16 protein-coding genes are annotated in these 13399 nt (G+C 63.4%); 9 read left to right on the top strand and 7 right to left on the bottom strand.

What is annotated here, in order from left to right; all coding sequences use genetic code 11:
• Nucleotides 1–34: 34 nt before the first annotated feature.
• Nucleotides 35–928 carry an oxygen-dependent coproporphyrinogen oxidase gene (hemF, locus tag AADZ90_RS06505; RefSeq protein WP_367308549.1) on the bottom strand — a complete coding sequence of 298 codons (894 nt, stop codon included), beginning with the start codon at nucleotides 926–928 and terminating at the stop codon, nucleotides 35–37.
• Nucleotides 929–1011: 83 nt separating this feature from the next.
• On the opposite strand from hemF, the gene AADZ90_RS06500 reads away from it, so the two are divergent.
• Nucleotides 1012–1404, top strand: a complete 393-nt coding sequence (locus AADZ90_RS06500; RefSeq protein WP_367308550.1) for a hypothetical protein — start codon at nucleotides 1012–1014, stop codon at nucleotides 1402–1404.
• Here AADZ90_RS06500 and AADZ90_RS06495 read toward each other — a convergent pair.
• From AADZ90_RS06495 to clpS, 3 genes are read right to left on the bottom strand one after another with little or no spacing between them, the layout of a single operon-like run.
• The gene (locus tag AADZ90_RS06495; RefSeq protein ID WP_367308551.1) at nucleotides 1401–2201 is read right to left on the bottom strand and encodes an SDR family NAD(P)-dependent oxidoreductase; all 801 of its coding nucleotides are present in this window, start codon (nucleotides 2199–2201) and stop codon (nucleotides 1401–1403) included. The genes AADZ90_RS06500 and AADZ90_RS06495 overlap by 4 nt on opposite strands.
• Before the next feature lie 18 nt (nucleotides 2202–2219).
• Nucleotides 2220–3191 (bottom strand): class I SAM-dependent methyltransferase, encoded by a 972-nt coding sequence (locus tag AADZ90_RS06490; protein WP_367308552.1) that lies wholly within the window; start codon nucleotides 3189–3191, stop codon nucleotides 2220–2222.
• 10 nt (nucleotides 3192–3201) lie between these two features.
• Entirely contained in the window at nucleotides 3202–3543 is a 342-nt protein-coding gene (gene clpS, locus AADZ90_RS06485; protein ID WP_367308553.1) for an ATP-dependent Clp protease adapter ClpS, read from the bottom strand.
• A 98-nt stretch (nucleotides 3544–3641) separates the two neighbouring features.
• On the opposite strand from clpS, the gene AADZ90_RS06480 reads away from it, so the two are divergent.
• Nucleotides 3642–4343: an HAD family hydrolase gene (locus tag AADZ90_RS06480; protein ID WP_367308554.1), complete on the top strand. Its 702-nt coding sequence runs from the start codon at nucleotides 3642–3644 to the stop codon at nucleotides 4341–4343.
• 270 nt (nucleotides 4344–4613) lie between these two features.
• Nucleotides 4614–5912, top strand: coding sequence for a D-alanyl-D-alanine carboxypeptidase family protein (locus AADZ90_RS06475; protein WP_411996954.1), 1299 nt, complete (start codon nucleotides 4614–4616; stop codon nucleotides 5910–5912).
• Between the two features lie 5 nt (nucleotides 5913–5917).
• Here the strand turns inward: AADZ90_RS06475 and AADZ90_RS06470 are convergent, their stop codons facing one another.
• Genes AADZ90_RS06470 through AADZ90_RS06460 form a run of 3 tightly spaced genes read right to left on the bottom strand, consistent with a single transcriptional unit; the run spans nucleotide 5918 to nucleotide 7251 of the window.
• Nucleotides 5918–6370, bottom strand: coding sequence for a DUF1801 domain-containing protein (locus AADZ90_RS06470; protein WP_367308556.1), 453 nt, complete (start codon nucleotides 6368–6370; stop codon nucleotides 5918–5920).
• 33 nt (nucleotides 6371–6403) lie between these two features.
• Nucleotides 6404–6532, bottom strand: a complete 129-nt coding sequence (locus AADZ90_RS06465; protein WP_367308557.1) for a hypothetical protein — start codon at nucleotides 6530–6532, stop codon at nucleotides 6404–6406.
• Nucleotides 6529–7251, bottom strand: coding sequence for a DUF6502 family protein (locus AADZ90_RS06460; protein ID WP_367308558.1), 723 nt, complete (start codon nucleotides 7249–7251; stop codon nucleotides 6529–6531). The genes AADZ90_RS06465 and AADZ90_RS06460 overlap by 4 nt, the downstream gene beginning before the upstream one ends.
• 81 nt (nucleotides 7252–7332) lie before the next feature.
• Here AADZ90_RS06460 and AADZ90_RS06455 point away from each other — a divergent pair, with 81 nt between their 5' ends.
• The 6 genes from AADZ90_RS06455 (at nucleotide 7333) to AADZ90_RS06430 (ending at nucleotide 13399) form a co-directional block, all read left to right on the top strand.
• Complete coding sequence (locus AADZ90_RS06455) at nucleotides 7333–7914, top strand: hypothetical protein (protein WP_367308559.1); 582 nt, start codon at nucleotides 7333–7335, stop codon at nucleotides 7912–7914.
• A 74-nt stretch (nucleotides 7915–7988) separates the two neighbouring features.
• Entirely contained in the window at nucleotides 7989–9722 is a 1734-nt protein-coding gene (locus tag AADZ90_RS06450; protein WP_367308560.1) for a DNA polymerase III subunit gamma/tau, read from the top strand.
• Nucleotides 9723–9761: 39 nt separating this feature from the next.
• Nucleotides 9762–10097 (top strand): YbaB/EbfC family nucleoid-associated protein, encoded by a 336-nt coding sequence (locus AADZ90_RS06445; protein ID WP_367308561.1) that lies wholly within the window; start codon nucleotides 9762–9764, stop codon nucleotides 10095–10097.
• A gap of 135 nt (nucleotides 10098–10232) precedes the next feature.
• Nucleotides 10233–10826 carry a recombination mediator RecR gene (gene recR / locus AADZ90_RS06440; protein WP_367308562.1) on the top strand — a complete coding sequence of 198 codons (594 nt, stop codon included), beginning with the start codon at nucleotides 10233–10235 and terminating at the stop codon, nucleotides 10824–10826.
• Nucleotides 10827–10985: 159 nt separating this feature from the next.
• Nucleotides 10986–12233, top strand: coding sequence for an HlyD family efflux transporter periplasmic adaptor subunit (locus AADZ90_RS06435; protein ID WP_367308563.1), 1248 nt, complete (start codon nucleotides 10986–10988; stop codon nucleotides 12231–12233).
• Entirely contained in the window at nucleotides 12230–13399 is a 1170-nt protein-coding gene (locus AADZ90_RS06430; RefSeq protein ID WP_367308564.1) for an FtsX-like permease family protein, read from the top strand. The genes AADZ90_RS06435 and AADZ90_RS06430 overlap by 4 nt, the downstream gene beginning before the upstream one ends.

The following is a 13399-nucleotide window of genomic DNA, read 5'->3' as shown; positions in this document are numbered from 1 at the left end:
GAGAGGTTTGACAGCCGCGATCATTGCGAGAGCCTCAAACCCATTTCGCCAGGGGCGGGAGGCTCATGAGCACCGCGTTGGCGTCGTGGCCGGTTTCCAGCCCGAACTTCGTACCCCTGTCGTAGACGAGGTTGTATTCGGCGTAGAGACCGCGATGGACGAGTTGTGCGTCTTTGTCCGCGTCGGTCCAGCCGGTCTTACGGCGCTTTTCGACGATCGGGATATAGGCGGGCAGAAAGGCGCGGCCGATATCCTGGGTGAGCGCAAAATCGGCCTCCCATTCGCCGGTGTTCCGGTCGTCCATGAAGATACCGCCGACGCCGCGGGCCCGGCCGCGATGGGGAATGAAGAAGTATTCGTCGGCCCAAGCCTTGAGTTCGGGGTAGAGGTGATCTCCATGCGGGTCGAGATGGGCCTTCTGTTCGGCATGGAAGTGCTGGGTGTCCTCGTCATATTCGATGGCCGGGTTCAGGTCGGAGCCGCCGCCGAACCACCACGCGTGGGGCGTCCAGAACATGCGTGTGTTCATATGCACCGCGGGGACATGCGGGTTCTGCATATGGGCGACGAGGCTGATGCCCGACGCCCAGAAGCGGGGATCGTCGGCCATGCCGGGAATGCCCTTGCGCGCGGCCATCGCCGCCTGAGCGCGTTCGCCCAGTTTGCCGTGAACCGTGGAGATGTTGACGCCGACCTTCTCGAACACTCGGCCGCCGCGCATGACGCTCATCTCACCGCCGCCCGCATCGGTGCCATCGTCCGAGGCGCGTTTCGTTTCGCTCACCTCGAAGCGGCCTGCGGGCCAGTCCGACAGAGGGCCGTCGGTCTGGCTGTCCTCGAGCGCATGGAAGGCCGCGACGATGTCGTCGCGCAGGGTCCGGAACCAGGCGCTGGCGCGGGCTTTGCGGTCGTCGAATTGTTCGGTCATCAACCCCTCCTAAAACGGGGTTAATCTAGCAGGCTTCAAATGGGGCGACCACCGGCCTAGCATCCTGCCAGGAGGGATCCGTCATGCGCCTGCCACTTGCCTTTCTCTGCCTCTCTACGCTCGCCGCTTGCGCGACGGAACGCGAGCGCTGCGTCGCGCGCGCGTCTGAGGATTTGCGGATCGTTGATCGACTGATCGTCGAGACCGAGCAAACGATCGACCGCGGCTATGCGATCGAAGTCGACACGATTCGCGTTCGCCGTACCGGTTTCTGCACCGAACGGCTATCGAATGGCGGGCTGGTGCGGCTGCCGTGTACCGACACCGATACTTACACGACGCGCCGCGCTGTTGCGGTTGATCTGGAAGCCGAGCGAAGGAAGCTCGAGTCGTTGCGCGAGAAGCGGCCGGAGCTTGTACAACGGGCGCAGTTGGGGGCGGCGCAATGTGCAGCTCAGTTCCCCGAGGAGAGCTAGTGCGCCGGGGCGCTGACCGGATCAATCAGTGTCCGGCCGCCATCGACCGTCAGGATCTGGCCGGTGACGAAGGCCGATGCCTCTGACGCTAGGTACTGCACGGCGTCCGAGACCTCTCCCGGCCCCGCGATACGGTGCAGGGGTGTGTGGTCGACGATGTCTTCGCGATATTCGTCATGCTCGCGCAGGGAGCCTTTGAGCGACGCGCTCATCACGCTGCCGAAGGCGACGGCGTTGACGCGGATGCGGTGGGGGGCCAGGGCCACGGCAAGAGACCGCGTCATCTGGTCAAGCGCCGCGCAGCTGACGGAATAGGCGAGCAGGTCCGGCTGCGTCCGCCGCGCAGCGATGGAACTGAGATTGATGATCGCCCCGTTTTCACCTTCCCCGTCATCGGCCTGTTTGATCATCCGCTTGGCCACACCCTGACTGAGGCGCAGCGCCGCCATCAGGTTCTGCGACAGCATCTGTTCGACCCCGTCTTTTTCCGGATCGAGCGGGTCGGACGAGACGACCTGGCGGCTGGCATTGACCAGGATATCGATCCTTTCGTAAGCGTCGATCGTCGCAGACAGCAGGTTGGCGATCGTCAGCTTTTCCCGCAGGTCGCCTGCGAAGAGGCGGACCGCCTGGTTCTCTTCCGCGCGGTCGCCCAGTTCATCCTGCAGGCGCACCTCGTCCATATCTGCGAAGACGACATTCGCGCCCGCATCGACGAAGCGGCGACCGATGGCGAGGCCAACGCCGTTTGCCGCGCCCGTGACGATGGCGGTTTTTCCGGAGATCGAGAACGACATGGGAGAGACCCTTTCGGCTTAACGGCGGGGGCGGCGGGCAGTGAAGACCTTGAAGGAGGGATCTCCGGCGATCTCGGCGACCTCATTGAACTGCTCGACGAGCACCGCCTCATAAGGCAGGTGGCGATTGGCGACCATATGAAAGGCGCCGCGTGGCGAAAGCATCCGGGCGGCGTCACGGACAAAGCCGCGGCCGAGATCGAGATCGGCCTTTCGTCCGCTATGGAAGGGCGGGTTGCTGACGACGGCGTCCGCTGCATCTTCGGGCGTCCAGCGATGGGCGTCAGCCCAGTGGAACGTCGCCCGCACGTCGGAGATATTGCGCCTGGCGCAGGCGAGCGCGGCATGATCGGCTTCGACCAGATCGAGCGCGGTGACGCCCGGCTGAAGCAGAATATGGTGCGAGAGGTATCCCCAGCCCGCGCCGAGATCGACGACGCGGCCCGCAAGCGAAGGCAGGGCCGATGCCAGCATGGCCGAACCCCTGTCGATCTTGTCGGCCGAGAAGACACCGGCCGAGGTGTAGAACGATCCGGCCACGCGCCGCGGCCCGGGATCCCGCCAGTTGGGCAGCGCGATACCGGGAGAGAGGCGGGCGATCTTGCCATGGGCCTTAGCCAGCACGTCTTCTACCGCACCCCACGCCCGAAGTTCGCGCAGCAGGCTGTCGATCCCGTCCTCCTTCTGGCCGTCGAGGATCACGGCCTCGCGGCTTATTGCCATCGCCCTTGCGATCCAGTCCCGAGCGAGCGCCTTGGCGCGGGGCAACAGGACGATCGCGATGTCCGCCTCGCCCGGGATGTCGGGCGAGACCGCATACCCATGCTCTTTCCATGCGTCATGGTCAGGCTTCATGCCCTGGACGATCTGAACGGCCTCTTTCGGGAGCGCCGAAAGGTCATCGTTCTGCCGCGCGCCGAAGACCACGATCGAAGATGCGTCCGCCGGAAGGAGGCCATTTTCGACGGCCAGGGAAAGACGAGGCGACATCGCGGGCGGGTTATTCCCGCTCCATCGTGCATTGCAACGGATGCTGGTGCCGCTGGGCGAAGTCCATGACCTGGGCGACCTTGGTTTCGGCGATCTCGTAAGAGAACACGCCTACGACGGCGAGGCCTTTCTTGTGGACCGTCAGCATCAGCTCGAACGCCTGCGCGTGAGACAGGCCGAAGAAGCGTTCCAGCACCATCACGACGAATTCCATTGGGGTATAGTCGTCGTTCAGGATCAGCACCTTATAGAGTGGCGGGCGCTTGGTCTTCGGGCGCACGTCAAGAGCGACGCCAAGATCACTGTCGCCGTCCTTTGGTTTATCTGCCATGAGCCAATCGTCTCTGCGCATTGCGCGTCCCCGATGCTGAATGCGTCTCGCCTCAAGACGGTTGTATATATACGCCGACCCCTGCGTGAAAAGGGGTCGATAGTCGCGGGATCGGTTCAATGACAGCAAAACTTGAAACGATTGGCTTCGATGCGGACGATACGCTGTGGCACAATGAGAGGGTGTTCCGTCTGACGCAGGAGCGTTTCCTAGACTTGCTGCGCTCTTATGCGGAGCGCGATCACCTTGAAAGCCGTCTGCTTGATGCGGAGCGTCGGAACCTGGAACATTACGGTTACGGGGTGAAAGGCTTTGTCCTGTCGATGATCGAGACGGCGGTTGAGGTCACCGAGGGCCGCGTGCCGTCCAGCGCCATCGGAGAGCTTTTGGCCGCGGGTCGGGAGATGCTCGCCCATCCGATCGAACTGTTGCCCCATGCGCGCGATGCGGTGGAGGCGCTTGCGGCGAGCCATGAATTGCTGCTGATCACCAAGGGGGACCTGCTGGATCAGGAGCGCAAGCTGGCCCAGTCCGGCCTTGGCGACTTCTTCGACGGGGTCGAAATCGTGAGCGAGAAGACACCAGCGGCCTACAAGGCGATCTTCGACCGCCATGGGGTGACAGCAGAATGCAGCATGATGGTCGGCAACTCTCTCAAATCCGATGTCTTACCGGTGATCGAGGCCGGCGGATGGGGCACCCACGTGCCCTATGAAGTGACCTGGGACCTTGAGCATGCGGATGCGCCGAAAGACCATCCGCGCTTTCGGGTGCTCGATGACCTCGGCAAGCTGCCCGATCTCGTGGCAGAGTTCGATTGACCCCCCGTATCTAGCGGCGAGTCCTCAAGGGCACATTAACCTTTTCCCAGCAAAATAAAGGCTTTGAGAAGCGAAGTTCGTCTGCTAGCGTGACGTCAATAACAAAGGTCAGTCGGAAAACCGGCGGCTATCGAGGCAGTTTTCAGAGAATGAGGCACCGACGTGGCAGGTCGTCTGGGGCAGCACACCCGATTTGTGCTCACTTCGCTTGTATTTTGGCTCGCGATTGCGTCGGCACCGCTGTTTGCGGCACCCTACGCGGCAATGGTGATGGATGCGCGCACCGGGGAGGTGCTGCATTCGCGCAATGCCGACACACGCCTGCATCCGGCTTCGCTGACCAAGATGATGACGCTCTATATCGCGTTCGAAGCGGTCGAACGGGGCGAGATCAGCCTCGACACGATGGTGACGATTCCGCGGATCGCCGCAAACGAGCCGCCATCGAAGTTGGGCCTGCGCGCCGGGCAGAGGATCCAGTTGCGCTTTCTGATCCGAGCATCGGCGGTGAAATCGGCCAATGACGCGGCAACTGCCATCGCCGTCGCGATCGAAGGGTCGGAGGCGGCATTCGCCCGACGGATGAACCGTACGGCCCAAGCGATGGGGATGACCCGCACAACATTCCGCAACGCCCATGGGCTGACCGAACAGGGGCATATGTCGACAGCACGGGACATGACGATCCTCGGGCGGCACATGATCTATGATTACCCGGAATACTATAATCTCTTCTCCCGCCGATCGACGGATGCGGGCATCACTCAGGTCGCCAACACCAACCGGCGGCTTCTGAACGCCTACCGCGGCGCCGACGGCATCAAGACGGGCTACACTCGCGCCGCTGGCTTCAACCTTGTCGCCTCGGCTGAACGGAATGGCGAGCGTGTGATCGCCACGATGTTCGGCGGAAGCTCGGGGGCCGCGCGCAACGCCCGGGTGGCGGAACTGCTCGACATGGGGTTCGAAAGAGCGCCACGCAGGGTTGCGATGAACACGCCGCAGCGGCCGACCTATGTCGGATCCGAACGTGGGCGCGTCGTCGGCAAGACCGTCCGCGTCTCCGGCCTCGTGACGCGGTCGCTGCGCCCACAAACTCGCCCCGACCTGACCCCGCTCGATCCCGATGTGGTGTTGGTGTCTCAGTCTGACATTCTCAAAGCGCTCGAAGAGGCGCAGACGCTCTCGATTGCGGAGGCGGTGACGCCGCAGGAAGCCGAAGGCTCCGACGTCGCCCCACGGGCGCGGCCGGGCGAGATGGTTCTGGCGGCGGCGCCGCAAGTCAGGGCCGTTGAGCAGGAGGTCGTGACGCGTGTCTCGACATCCGGCGGGCGGCATTGGGGCATCAACGTAGGCCGGTACGGGTCCAGGTTTCATGCTGAGCAAGCGCTGCTTAAGATCGCGTTAGCTGAAATGGCGACGCTCGATGGCACGCTCCGCAAGGTGGTTCGCAATCCGCAGGGCTTCGATGCGACGTTTATGGGGATGACGCGGGAAGGCGCCGACCTGTCGTGCCGCAGGCTGCAGGCACAGGGGACGACCTGCTTCATGGTCGGCCCGCCGGGCTGAGCCGATCAGGGCTCCACGTTGCTGCGCGGGGATAGATGATATCTCAGCGCGGACCGGATCAGCGCATTGAGAGCCTCCTCGGGGAGCGGGGAGGCGGGATCGAGATACACGGCCCGGTTGCCTTCATAGGTGAAAGTGTCGGGAAAGAGCGCCCGAAAGTCCGAGATCACCGAGGTCTGACAGTGGGTGTAGATGGCGGCAGCCCCTGTCTTGGCACGGCCCAGTCGGATGGTGGTGCCCGAACGGCTGCCGTTCGTCAGATAGGCCGGTTGCCCCCATTTCAGCGTCTCGGCCAGATCACCAATTTCGGGATCCGCGCCAGCAATCGCGAAGATGAGGCGCCTCACATCGAGCAGGATGCCTTGATAAGGATCGGGAAAGCTCGCGAAGGCGGCAGCGACGGCGTCGCTCTGGAAAGGCGGCGAGAGTTCGGGGCGGGCCATCATCTGCAGCGCCATCGGGCGGGTCCTGCTATCCGTTGCGGTTCCAGGCTAGCTGACAGAGCGCTGTACCTCAATTCCGGTGCCACCCAGACCGCCATCGATCGGCACCTCGGTGTCACTTCTCTGGGCGCAGGCCGAGAGAAAGATGAGCAGTATGACTGCCAGGATACGTCTCATTTCTGATCCTCACTGTAGAAGTATCCGCCCGCCCGGAAGCGGCCTATATGCCGTGCATCATCGGCCAGATCAGCGTTCTGCAGCTCTGCCGCCAGCGTATTGATCTCTTCCAGAAGCTGGGCCTGCCGCTCGCGGTATCTTCCTTCGAGGCGGGCGATCGAGGCCGCGGAGAGACGGTTGTAATGAACGGCCCGTTCAAAGAAGGGCGGCTTTTCTGCCTCGAGATTGGCAATCGCTGCCAAGAGATGATCTCCAACGTTGCGGGCGAGGTAATCCCGTTGCTCATCGCTGCCCGTCTCCGGCTTGTGGAAGCGGCGGAGCAGCGTGATCTCCCCTGTGTCTGCAAGCGCGGCGGTCCCGGCCTCGACCAGTTGATCGAGAAGGGATTTGGGATGGACGTCCTTGAAGACGGAGGCGGCCAGCGAGTCGAAGGAGGGCGCCGGACCGCGGCGGAGCAGCGGGGCGCCATCGTGATCGGCCACCCATCTCGCGACGATGCGCGCGAGCGGGTCGGGGCGGTCTTCCCGTACGGGCTCGGACCGAAGGCGGCCGATATCCCGGCGCTGAAGACCGGTCAGCAGGCTCAGCCGGCTGTCAGTCAGATCGCGCCCGGCGGCATCGATATAAGCCCGTTTCAGCATCTCGGCCGCCTGCGGGAAGGGCACGCGGAGAGAGAGGAAGAGCTTGGCAACGGGGACGAGAAGGCGGTCAAGGATCATGAATGGGCATTTTGCACATCTTTTCTTGCTCGACTATCAAAATTATGAAATGGGTAATTTACACATTTATTGGAGAGACCCATGAAGTTCCTGATCCCCCTGACCTGCGCGGCCTTGCTCGCAGCGTGCGCACCGTCGTTTCAGACAACATCGGGCGCGGAGTTCGTCGCCGCACGCCCCGGCTTCATCGACCCGGAGATCGCGGCAGCGGCTGCGGTCGAGCCTGATCTGAGGTTTCCGGCACGGATCGGCGTGGCTCGGCTGACCGGCTATGGGGAGTTGTCCGCCCCGTCCGGGGAGGAGGTGCAAGCGCTCGGGCGTATCGCGGCCGTCGCCCAGCTTGGCGCTGTCGTGCCGCTCACCTCCTTCGCGCTCGACAGTGAAGATCGCGGGTCGCGCCTGGATCAGATGGAGCTGCGAAAGATCGCGGCCCGGCAGCACGCTGACTACCTCGTCATCTATCAGCTCAACACGCGCGGGCGCACCGGTTTGGCCGAAGCTGCCTTCATCGATGTGCGCAACGGATACATCTACGCGAACACGCAAGCCACGGCCGGGATCGGATGGATGGGGCAGGAGCGGGCGGAGGCCCGGCTGGCCAAGGCGCTGATGCCAGAGATCGAAGCGATGGCCGAAGGCCTGGCCGCGCGCGCCGGTCGCTGATCGGTTGCGCGGTCTGGACGCCCCCCCGGCGGGCCCCTACCCTGTCCGGCGATGCCCGAATCCGGACGATGCGCATGACAGACCAACCCGCCTATCAGGTGCTTGCCCGCAAGTACCGGCCTGAGACCTTCGCGGATCTCGTGGGCCAGGATGCGATGGTGCGGACGTTGAAGAACGCCTTTGCGGCGGACCGGATCGCGCAGGCTTTTATCCTTACGGGCATAAGGGGCACCGGCAAGACGACGACGGCGCGGATCGTGGCCAAGGGGCTGAACTGCGTTGGTCCCGACGGTAACGGTGGTCCGACGACGGAGCCTTGCGGCGTCTGTGAGCCATGCGTCGCAATCTCGGAAGGGCGGCATGTCGACGTGCTTGAGATGGATGCGGCGTCGCGTACCGGCGTCGGTGACATTCGTGAGATCATCGAAAGCGTGAACTACCGCGCGACCTCGGCCCGCTACAAGATCTACATCATCGACGAGGTCCACATGCTGTCGACGAGCGCGTTCAACGCGCTTCTGAAGACGCTGGAGGAACCGCCCGCCCATGTGAAATTCATCTTCGCCACGACCGAGATCCGGAAGGTGCCGGTCACCGTCCTCTCGCGGTGCCAGCGCTTCGACCTGCGCCGGATCGAGCCGGAGGAGATGATCGCGCTGATGCGCAAGATTGCGACGGCCGAGGGGGCGGAGATCGCCGACGATGCGCTGGCGCTGATCGCGCGGGCGGCGGAGGGGTCGGCGCGGGATGCGACGTCGCTTCTAGATCAGGCGATTTCCCATGGGGCGGGCGAGACGAGCGCGGATCAGGTCCGGTCGATGCTGGGGCTCGCTGACAGGGGGCGCGTGCTTGACCTGTTCGATTTGGTGATGAAGGGCGATGCGGCGGGAGCCTTGGCGGAGCTGTCCGCGCAATATGCAGATGGTGCCGATCCGCTGGCGGTTCTGCGGGATCTGGCTGAAGTGACCCATTGGGTCAGCGTCATCAAGATCACACCCGATGCGGCGCAGGATCCGACGGTTTCCCCTGATGAGCGCGACCGGGGCGCGGGGATGGCCGGGGCCTTGCCGATGCGGGCGCTCGCGCGGATGTGGCAGATGCTTCTGAAAGCGCTGGAGGAGGTCGGGCGTGCGCCGAATGCAATGATGGCGGCCGAGATGGCGATCATTCGGCTCACGCATGTCGCCGAACTGCCGACGCCTGGGGATCTGGTCGCCAAGATCAAGGATCAGACGCCGCCACCGCAGACAGCCAGCCCTGCTCCGGCACCCCAGAGCGGCAACGGCCCCACGGTGGCGGCCAGCCCGTCGCCGATCCCGTCTGCCCGCTCTGCCGCCGTTCCGGCGATTGAGGCAGAGACCGATACGGCGCTCGCCCGGTACGCCCGCTTTGACGATGTCGTCGCATTGATCCGGAGCCACCGGGACGTAAAGCTCCTCGTGGAGGTTGAGACGGGCGTCAAGCTCGTCTCCTACGCGCCGGGACGGATCACATTCAAGCCCGCGGACGATGCGCCGCCGGATCTGGCTCAGCGGCTCGGGAGCCGGCTTCAGGCCTGGACCGGAAACCGTTGGGCCATCTCCGTCGTCGCCGAAGGGGGCGCGCCGACGATTGCCGAGACGCGGGACGCCGAGGCTACAAAACTCAGGGAGGAGGCGACAGATCACCCTTTAGTCAAGGCGGTCCTCGTCCAGTTCCCGCAGGCGAAGATCACCGAGATCCGCACGGCCGACGACCTTGCCGCGGAAGCGTCCGAAGAGGCCCTTCCCGAGGTCGACGAGGAATGGGATCCGTTCGAAGACGATTGATTGCTGACAAACGGGGCATCGCGACATGAGGAGACACTGATGTTCAAAGGCTTGGGCGACATGGGCAAGATGATGAAGGCGGCCCAGGAGATGCAGGGCAAGATGGCCCAGTTGCAGGAGGACATGGCCTCGATCACCGTGACCGGAGAGGCGGGCGCGGGACTCGTCAAGGCGACGGCCACCGCGAAAGGCGAGCTGACCGCGCTCGATATCGACCCGTCAATCTTTTCGGAGGACGACAAGGAAGTTGTCGAAGACCTGATCCTTGCCGCTATCAAGGACGCCCAGTCGAAGGCGACCCAGCGCGCCCAGGAGGAAATGGCCAAACTGACCGAGGGCATGGGCCTGCCACCCGGCATGAAACTACCGTTCTGACGTGGCTCGCTTGGTATCCATTGGCGCACCACTGACGCGTCGCGGCTGCTCCGGATGGGAGACCGGCCCGCCGTCCGCGTCAAAGAATGATGTGCGCCGAAGGCGCTCCGAATTGTTATACCCTGCGATACCAGCATGAGCGACGTCCCGCCGGAAATCGAAACGCTGATCGAACGGATGGCCAAGCTGCCCGGCCTCGGGCCGCGGTCGGCGCGCCGGGCCGTCCTGCACCTGATCAAAAAGCGCTCCCAACAGCTCGTCCCTCTTGCCGAAGCAATGGCAGAGGTCGGCCGGACCGCGCGGGAATGTCTGCGCTGCGGTAATGTCGGGACGGGCGATCTTTGCGCGATTTGTCAAAGCGAGAAGCGGGCCACGGGAGAGATTTGCGTAGTCGAGGACGTCGCCGACCTTTGGGCGATGGAACGATCCGGCGTCTTTAAGGGGCGATATCATGTTCTCGGGGGCACGCTTTCTGCCCTTGATGCGATCGGACCGGACGAATTGCGGATCCCGCGGCTGGTCGAACGGATCGCGGATGAAAACGTAACGGAGGTCATCCTCGCGCTCGGAGCGACGATCGATGGGCAAACCACGGCGCATTACATCGCTGATCAACTGGATGGTGTGAAAGTCACGTCGCTGGCGCAAGGGGTGCCTGTCGGCGGAGAGCTCGATTATCTGGACGATGGGACCATCACTGCCGCTCTCAACGCCAGAAAAGCGCTCTGAGCATACCGTCAGCATACAAACCTGACCGGGGCCGCGACGGAAAGCAGATTCGCCGACGTTAAAGGCTACGTAGGCGGTTTGATCAGTTTCCATGGAATGACCCTTGCGGCAGCGCAGCGACGGGGATATTGAACTAAAAAGTTTAGTATAGATGGGGCCATGACTCAACCCGATGACAACCTCCCCAAAGACGTCCTTCCGGATGACGGCACAGAGCCTGCGCCGTCCCCGGAAAGCCGCCCGCGCCTTTACTGGCGGCTTCTTCGGCTCCCGCTTTTCTTTGCGGTTCTGTTTGCCGGAGGGTTCCTCGGTCTTTACTTCCAGCCCCCTGGTCTTCAGGCCGTTTTTGAGCGCACAGGCTTGCAGCCTGGCGGCGGCGCTGATGATCCTTTCGCCCTGCCCCGCACGGTCGAGATACCCGATGAAGTCGTCGCAAGCCTGGAGCCGTCGGATGTCGTCGGTCTTGCCCGGCTCCTGCCGCGGGGAGAAGTTGCCACGGTCGCCCGGCCCTTTGGGGCTGGTGATGCGCGTATCGATGAACTTCTAGCTGCGATAGGAGATGATGTTTCCCGCGGGGATCGTGTCGCCGTTCTGGATAACCTTGCCTCTCTCGAAATCGCGGTCGCCCAGGCCGAGGCGAATGTCGCCCTGCAGGAGGCGAGCCTTTTGCAGACCCAGCAATCGGTCGCGATCTCGATTGCCGAAGCCGAAGCGACGCTCGATCAGGCTCTTGCGGCCGAGGAGGTCGCGCAGACGGAATTCGAACGCACGCAGTCCCTTCTGGGGCGGGGCGTCACGACCCAGGCGCAATTCGATCAGGCTCAGCTCGAACTGCGGCAGGCCGAGCAGTCTGTGGCCTCCGCCCGCGCGACGCTGTCGCGGTTCACATCCGACGACCCGGAAGAGCAGGCAGATGTGATCGTGGCCCGCAGGACACTGGATGCGGCAAAGGCGGATGTGGAACAGGCCCGGCGGGATTTGCAGAAGGCCTATGTCGTCTCGCCGATCGACGGCACGATCCTCGATATCCATTCGCGCCCGGGCGAGGTACCCGGCAGCGATGGCGTTATGGAGGTCGGACGGACGGCTGAGATGATGGCCGAAGTCGAAGTCTACCAGAATCAGGTTCGCCAGATCGAGATAGGGCAGCCTGTGGATCTCCTTGCGGAACCATTGGGGGAGACCCTGACGGGAACAGTGGAACACATCGGCCTGATCGTCGGACGGCAGGATGTCGTCTCTGACGACACCGCGGCCAACGTTGATGCCCGGGTCGTCGATGTGCTTGTCGCGCTCGATCAGGAATCCTCGGAAATAGCGTCTCGTTTCACCGGTCTGGAAGTCGTTGCCCGGATCGACACTGGCGGCACAGAAGCCGCCGCGAGGAGCGGACAGGCGGGCGAATGACAAAGGTGCTCGCTCGGCTCATCGGCCGGATGCCGGTCGGATGGTTGCAGCTTGTCCACAACAAAGGGCGGTTGGCCGCCGCTGTGGCTGGCGTTGCCTTCGCGATCGTTCTGGTTCTGGTGCAGCTTGGCATCTCAGGCAGCATGAACAGGACGATCCAGGCGGGCTATCAGCTCTATGACGCCGACATCATGATCTCGGCCGAGGACGCGAATACGATTACCGAAGGTGGTAATGTCGCCCGGCAATGGCTCCTTCATGCCTTGGCGGTTGATGGTGTCGCGTCCGGTACGGGTCTCTTCCTGGCCACGATCGAATGGTCCGAGTTGGACGGTGACACGACGCTGCTGGCAAGCGGGATCGATATCCAGCGCCTTGACTACCTCGCGCCCGCGATCGAGGCGGCAGCGGGGCCGATCCGCCTGCCGGACGTGGCCCTCCTTGATTCGCAGTCGCGCGGGCAGGATCCGGAGCGGCTTGCCGGGATCTCTCCGCAATCCCCTCTCCGGATCGAACTGGGCGGGCGCCGGGTGATGATCGCCGATACGTTCGAAGGCACCACCAGCTTCAGCGCGGATGGCAACCTGGTCATTTCCGACCAGACCTTCCTGCGCCTCTTCCCGCAGCGCGTTTCGGGCGCGCCGGACCATATCCTCCTTAAAACTGACCCCGGCGTTTCCCCCATCGCGGTCGTCGAACGGTTGCGTCTAGCCCTTCCCGACTATCTGCGCATCCGTACGCTGGAGCAGGCTGCGGCGGGGGATCAGAACTATCAGAACACCGAGCGCCCGACCGGGCTGATCTTCGGCTTCGGGGTCGTCATGGGGATCCTTGTGGGATTGGTGATCGTCTATCAGATCCTCGCGACCGATGTGGCTGACCACATGGGCGAATACGCGACTTTCAAGGCGATGGGCTATGGCTCGGGCTTTTTCTTCGGCGTCGTCTTCGAAGAGGCAGTGGTGCTGGCGATCCTCGGCTTCATACCCGGCGTGATAATATCGTGGGGGCTCTATACTCTTCTTGAGGCGATGACCGCGCTGCCGATGATCCTCGAGCCGAATACGGCGATCATGGTTTTCCTGGGAACGCTTTTCGCCTGCACGATCTCGGGGGCCTTTGCAACACGTAAGCTGAACGCGGCCGATCCGGCGGACCTGTTCTGA

It is taken from the genome of Aestuariibius violaceus, from assembly GCF_040779325.2.
Classification (GTDB): Bacteria; Pseudomonadota; Alphaproteobacteria; order Rhodobacterales; family Rhodobacteraceae; genus Aestuariibius; species Aestuariibius violaceus.
This window is presented reverse-complemented; position numbering and strand designations above follow the sequence as displayed.

Excerpts from the sequence above, each read along its gene's own strand:
- hemF (WP_367308549.1), bottom strand. The coding sequence starts at position 928 with ATGACCGAACAATTCGACGACCGCAAAGCCCGCGCCAGCGCCTGGTTC.
- AADZ90_RS06500 (WP_367308550.1), top strand. The coding sequence starts at position 1,012 with ATGCGCCTGCCACTTGCCTTTCTCTGCCTCTCTACGCTCGCCGCTTGC.
- AADZ90_RS06495 (WP_367308551.1), bottom strand. The coding sequence starts at position 2,201 with ATGTCGTTCTCGATCTCCGGAAAAACCGCCATCGTCACGGGCGCGGCA.
- AADZ90_RS06490 (WP_367308552.1), bottom strand. The coding sequence starts at position 3,191 with ATGTCGCCTCGTCTTTCCCTGGCCGTCGAAAATGGCCTCCTTCCGGCG.
- clpS (WP_367308553.1), bottom strand. The coding sequence starts at position 3,543 with ATGCGCAGAGACGATTGGCTCATGGCAGATAAACCAAAGGACGGCGAC.
- AADZ90_RS06480 (WP_367308554.1), top strand. The coding sequence starts at position 3,642 with ATGACAGCAAAACTTGAAACGATTGGCTTCGATGCGGACGATACGCTG.
- AADZ90_RS06475 (WP_411996954.1), top strand. The coding sequence starts at position 4,614 with ATGGATGCGCGCACCGGGGAGGTGCTGCATTCGCGCAATGCCGACACA.
- AADZ90_RS06470 (WP_367308556.1), bottom strand. The coding sequence starts at position 6,370 with ATGGCGCTGCAGATGATGGCCCGCCCCGAACTCTCGCCGCCTTTCCAG.
- AADZ90_RS06465 (WP_367308557.1), bottom strand. The coding sequence starts at position 6,532 with ATGAGACGTATCCTGGCAGTCATACTGCTCATCTTTCTCTCGGCCTGC.
- AADZ90_RS06460 (WP_367308558.1), bottom strand. The coding sequence starts at position 7,251 with ATGATCCTTGACCGCCTTCTCGTCCCCGTTGCCAAGCTCTTCCTCTCT.
- AADZ90_RS06455 (WP_367308559.1), top strand. The coding sequence starts at position 7,333 with ATGAAGTTCCTGATCCCCCTGACCTGCGCGGCCTTGCTCGCAGCGTGC.
- AADZ90_RS06450 (WP_367308560.1), top strand. The coding sequence starts at position 7,989 with ATGACAGACCAACCCGCCTATCAGGTGCTTGCCCGCAAGTACCGGCCT.
- AADZ90_RS06445 (WP_367308561.1), top strand. The coding sequence starts at position 9,762 with ATGTTCAAAGGCTTGGGCGACATGGGCAAGATGATGAAGGCGGCCCAG.
- recR (WP_367308562.1), top strand. The coding sequence starts at position 10,233 with ATGAGCGACGTCCCGCCGGAAATCGAAACGCTGATCGAACGGATGGCC.
- AADZ90_RS06435 (WP_367308563.1), top strand. The coding sequence starts at position 10,986 with ATGACTCAACCCGATGACAACCTCCCCAAAGACGTCCTTCCGGATGAC.
- AADZ90_RS06430 (WP_367308564.1), top strand. The coding sequence starts at position 12,230 with ATGACAAAGGTGCTCGCTCGGCTCATCGGCCGGATGCCGGTCGGATGG.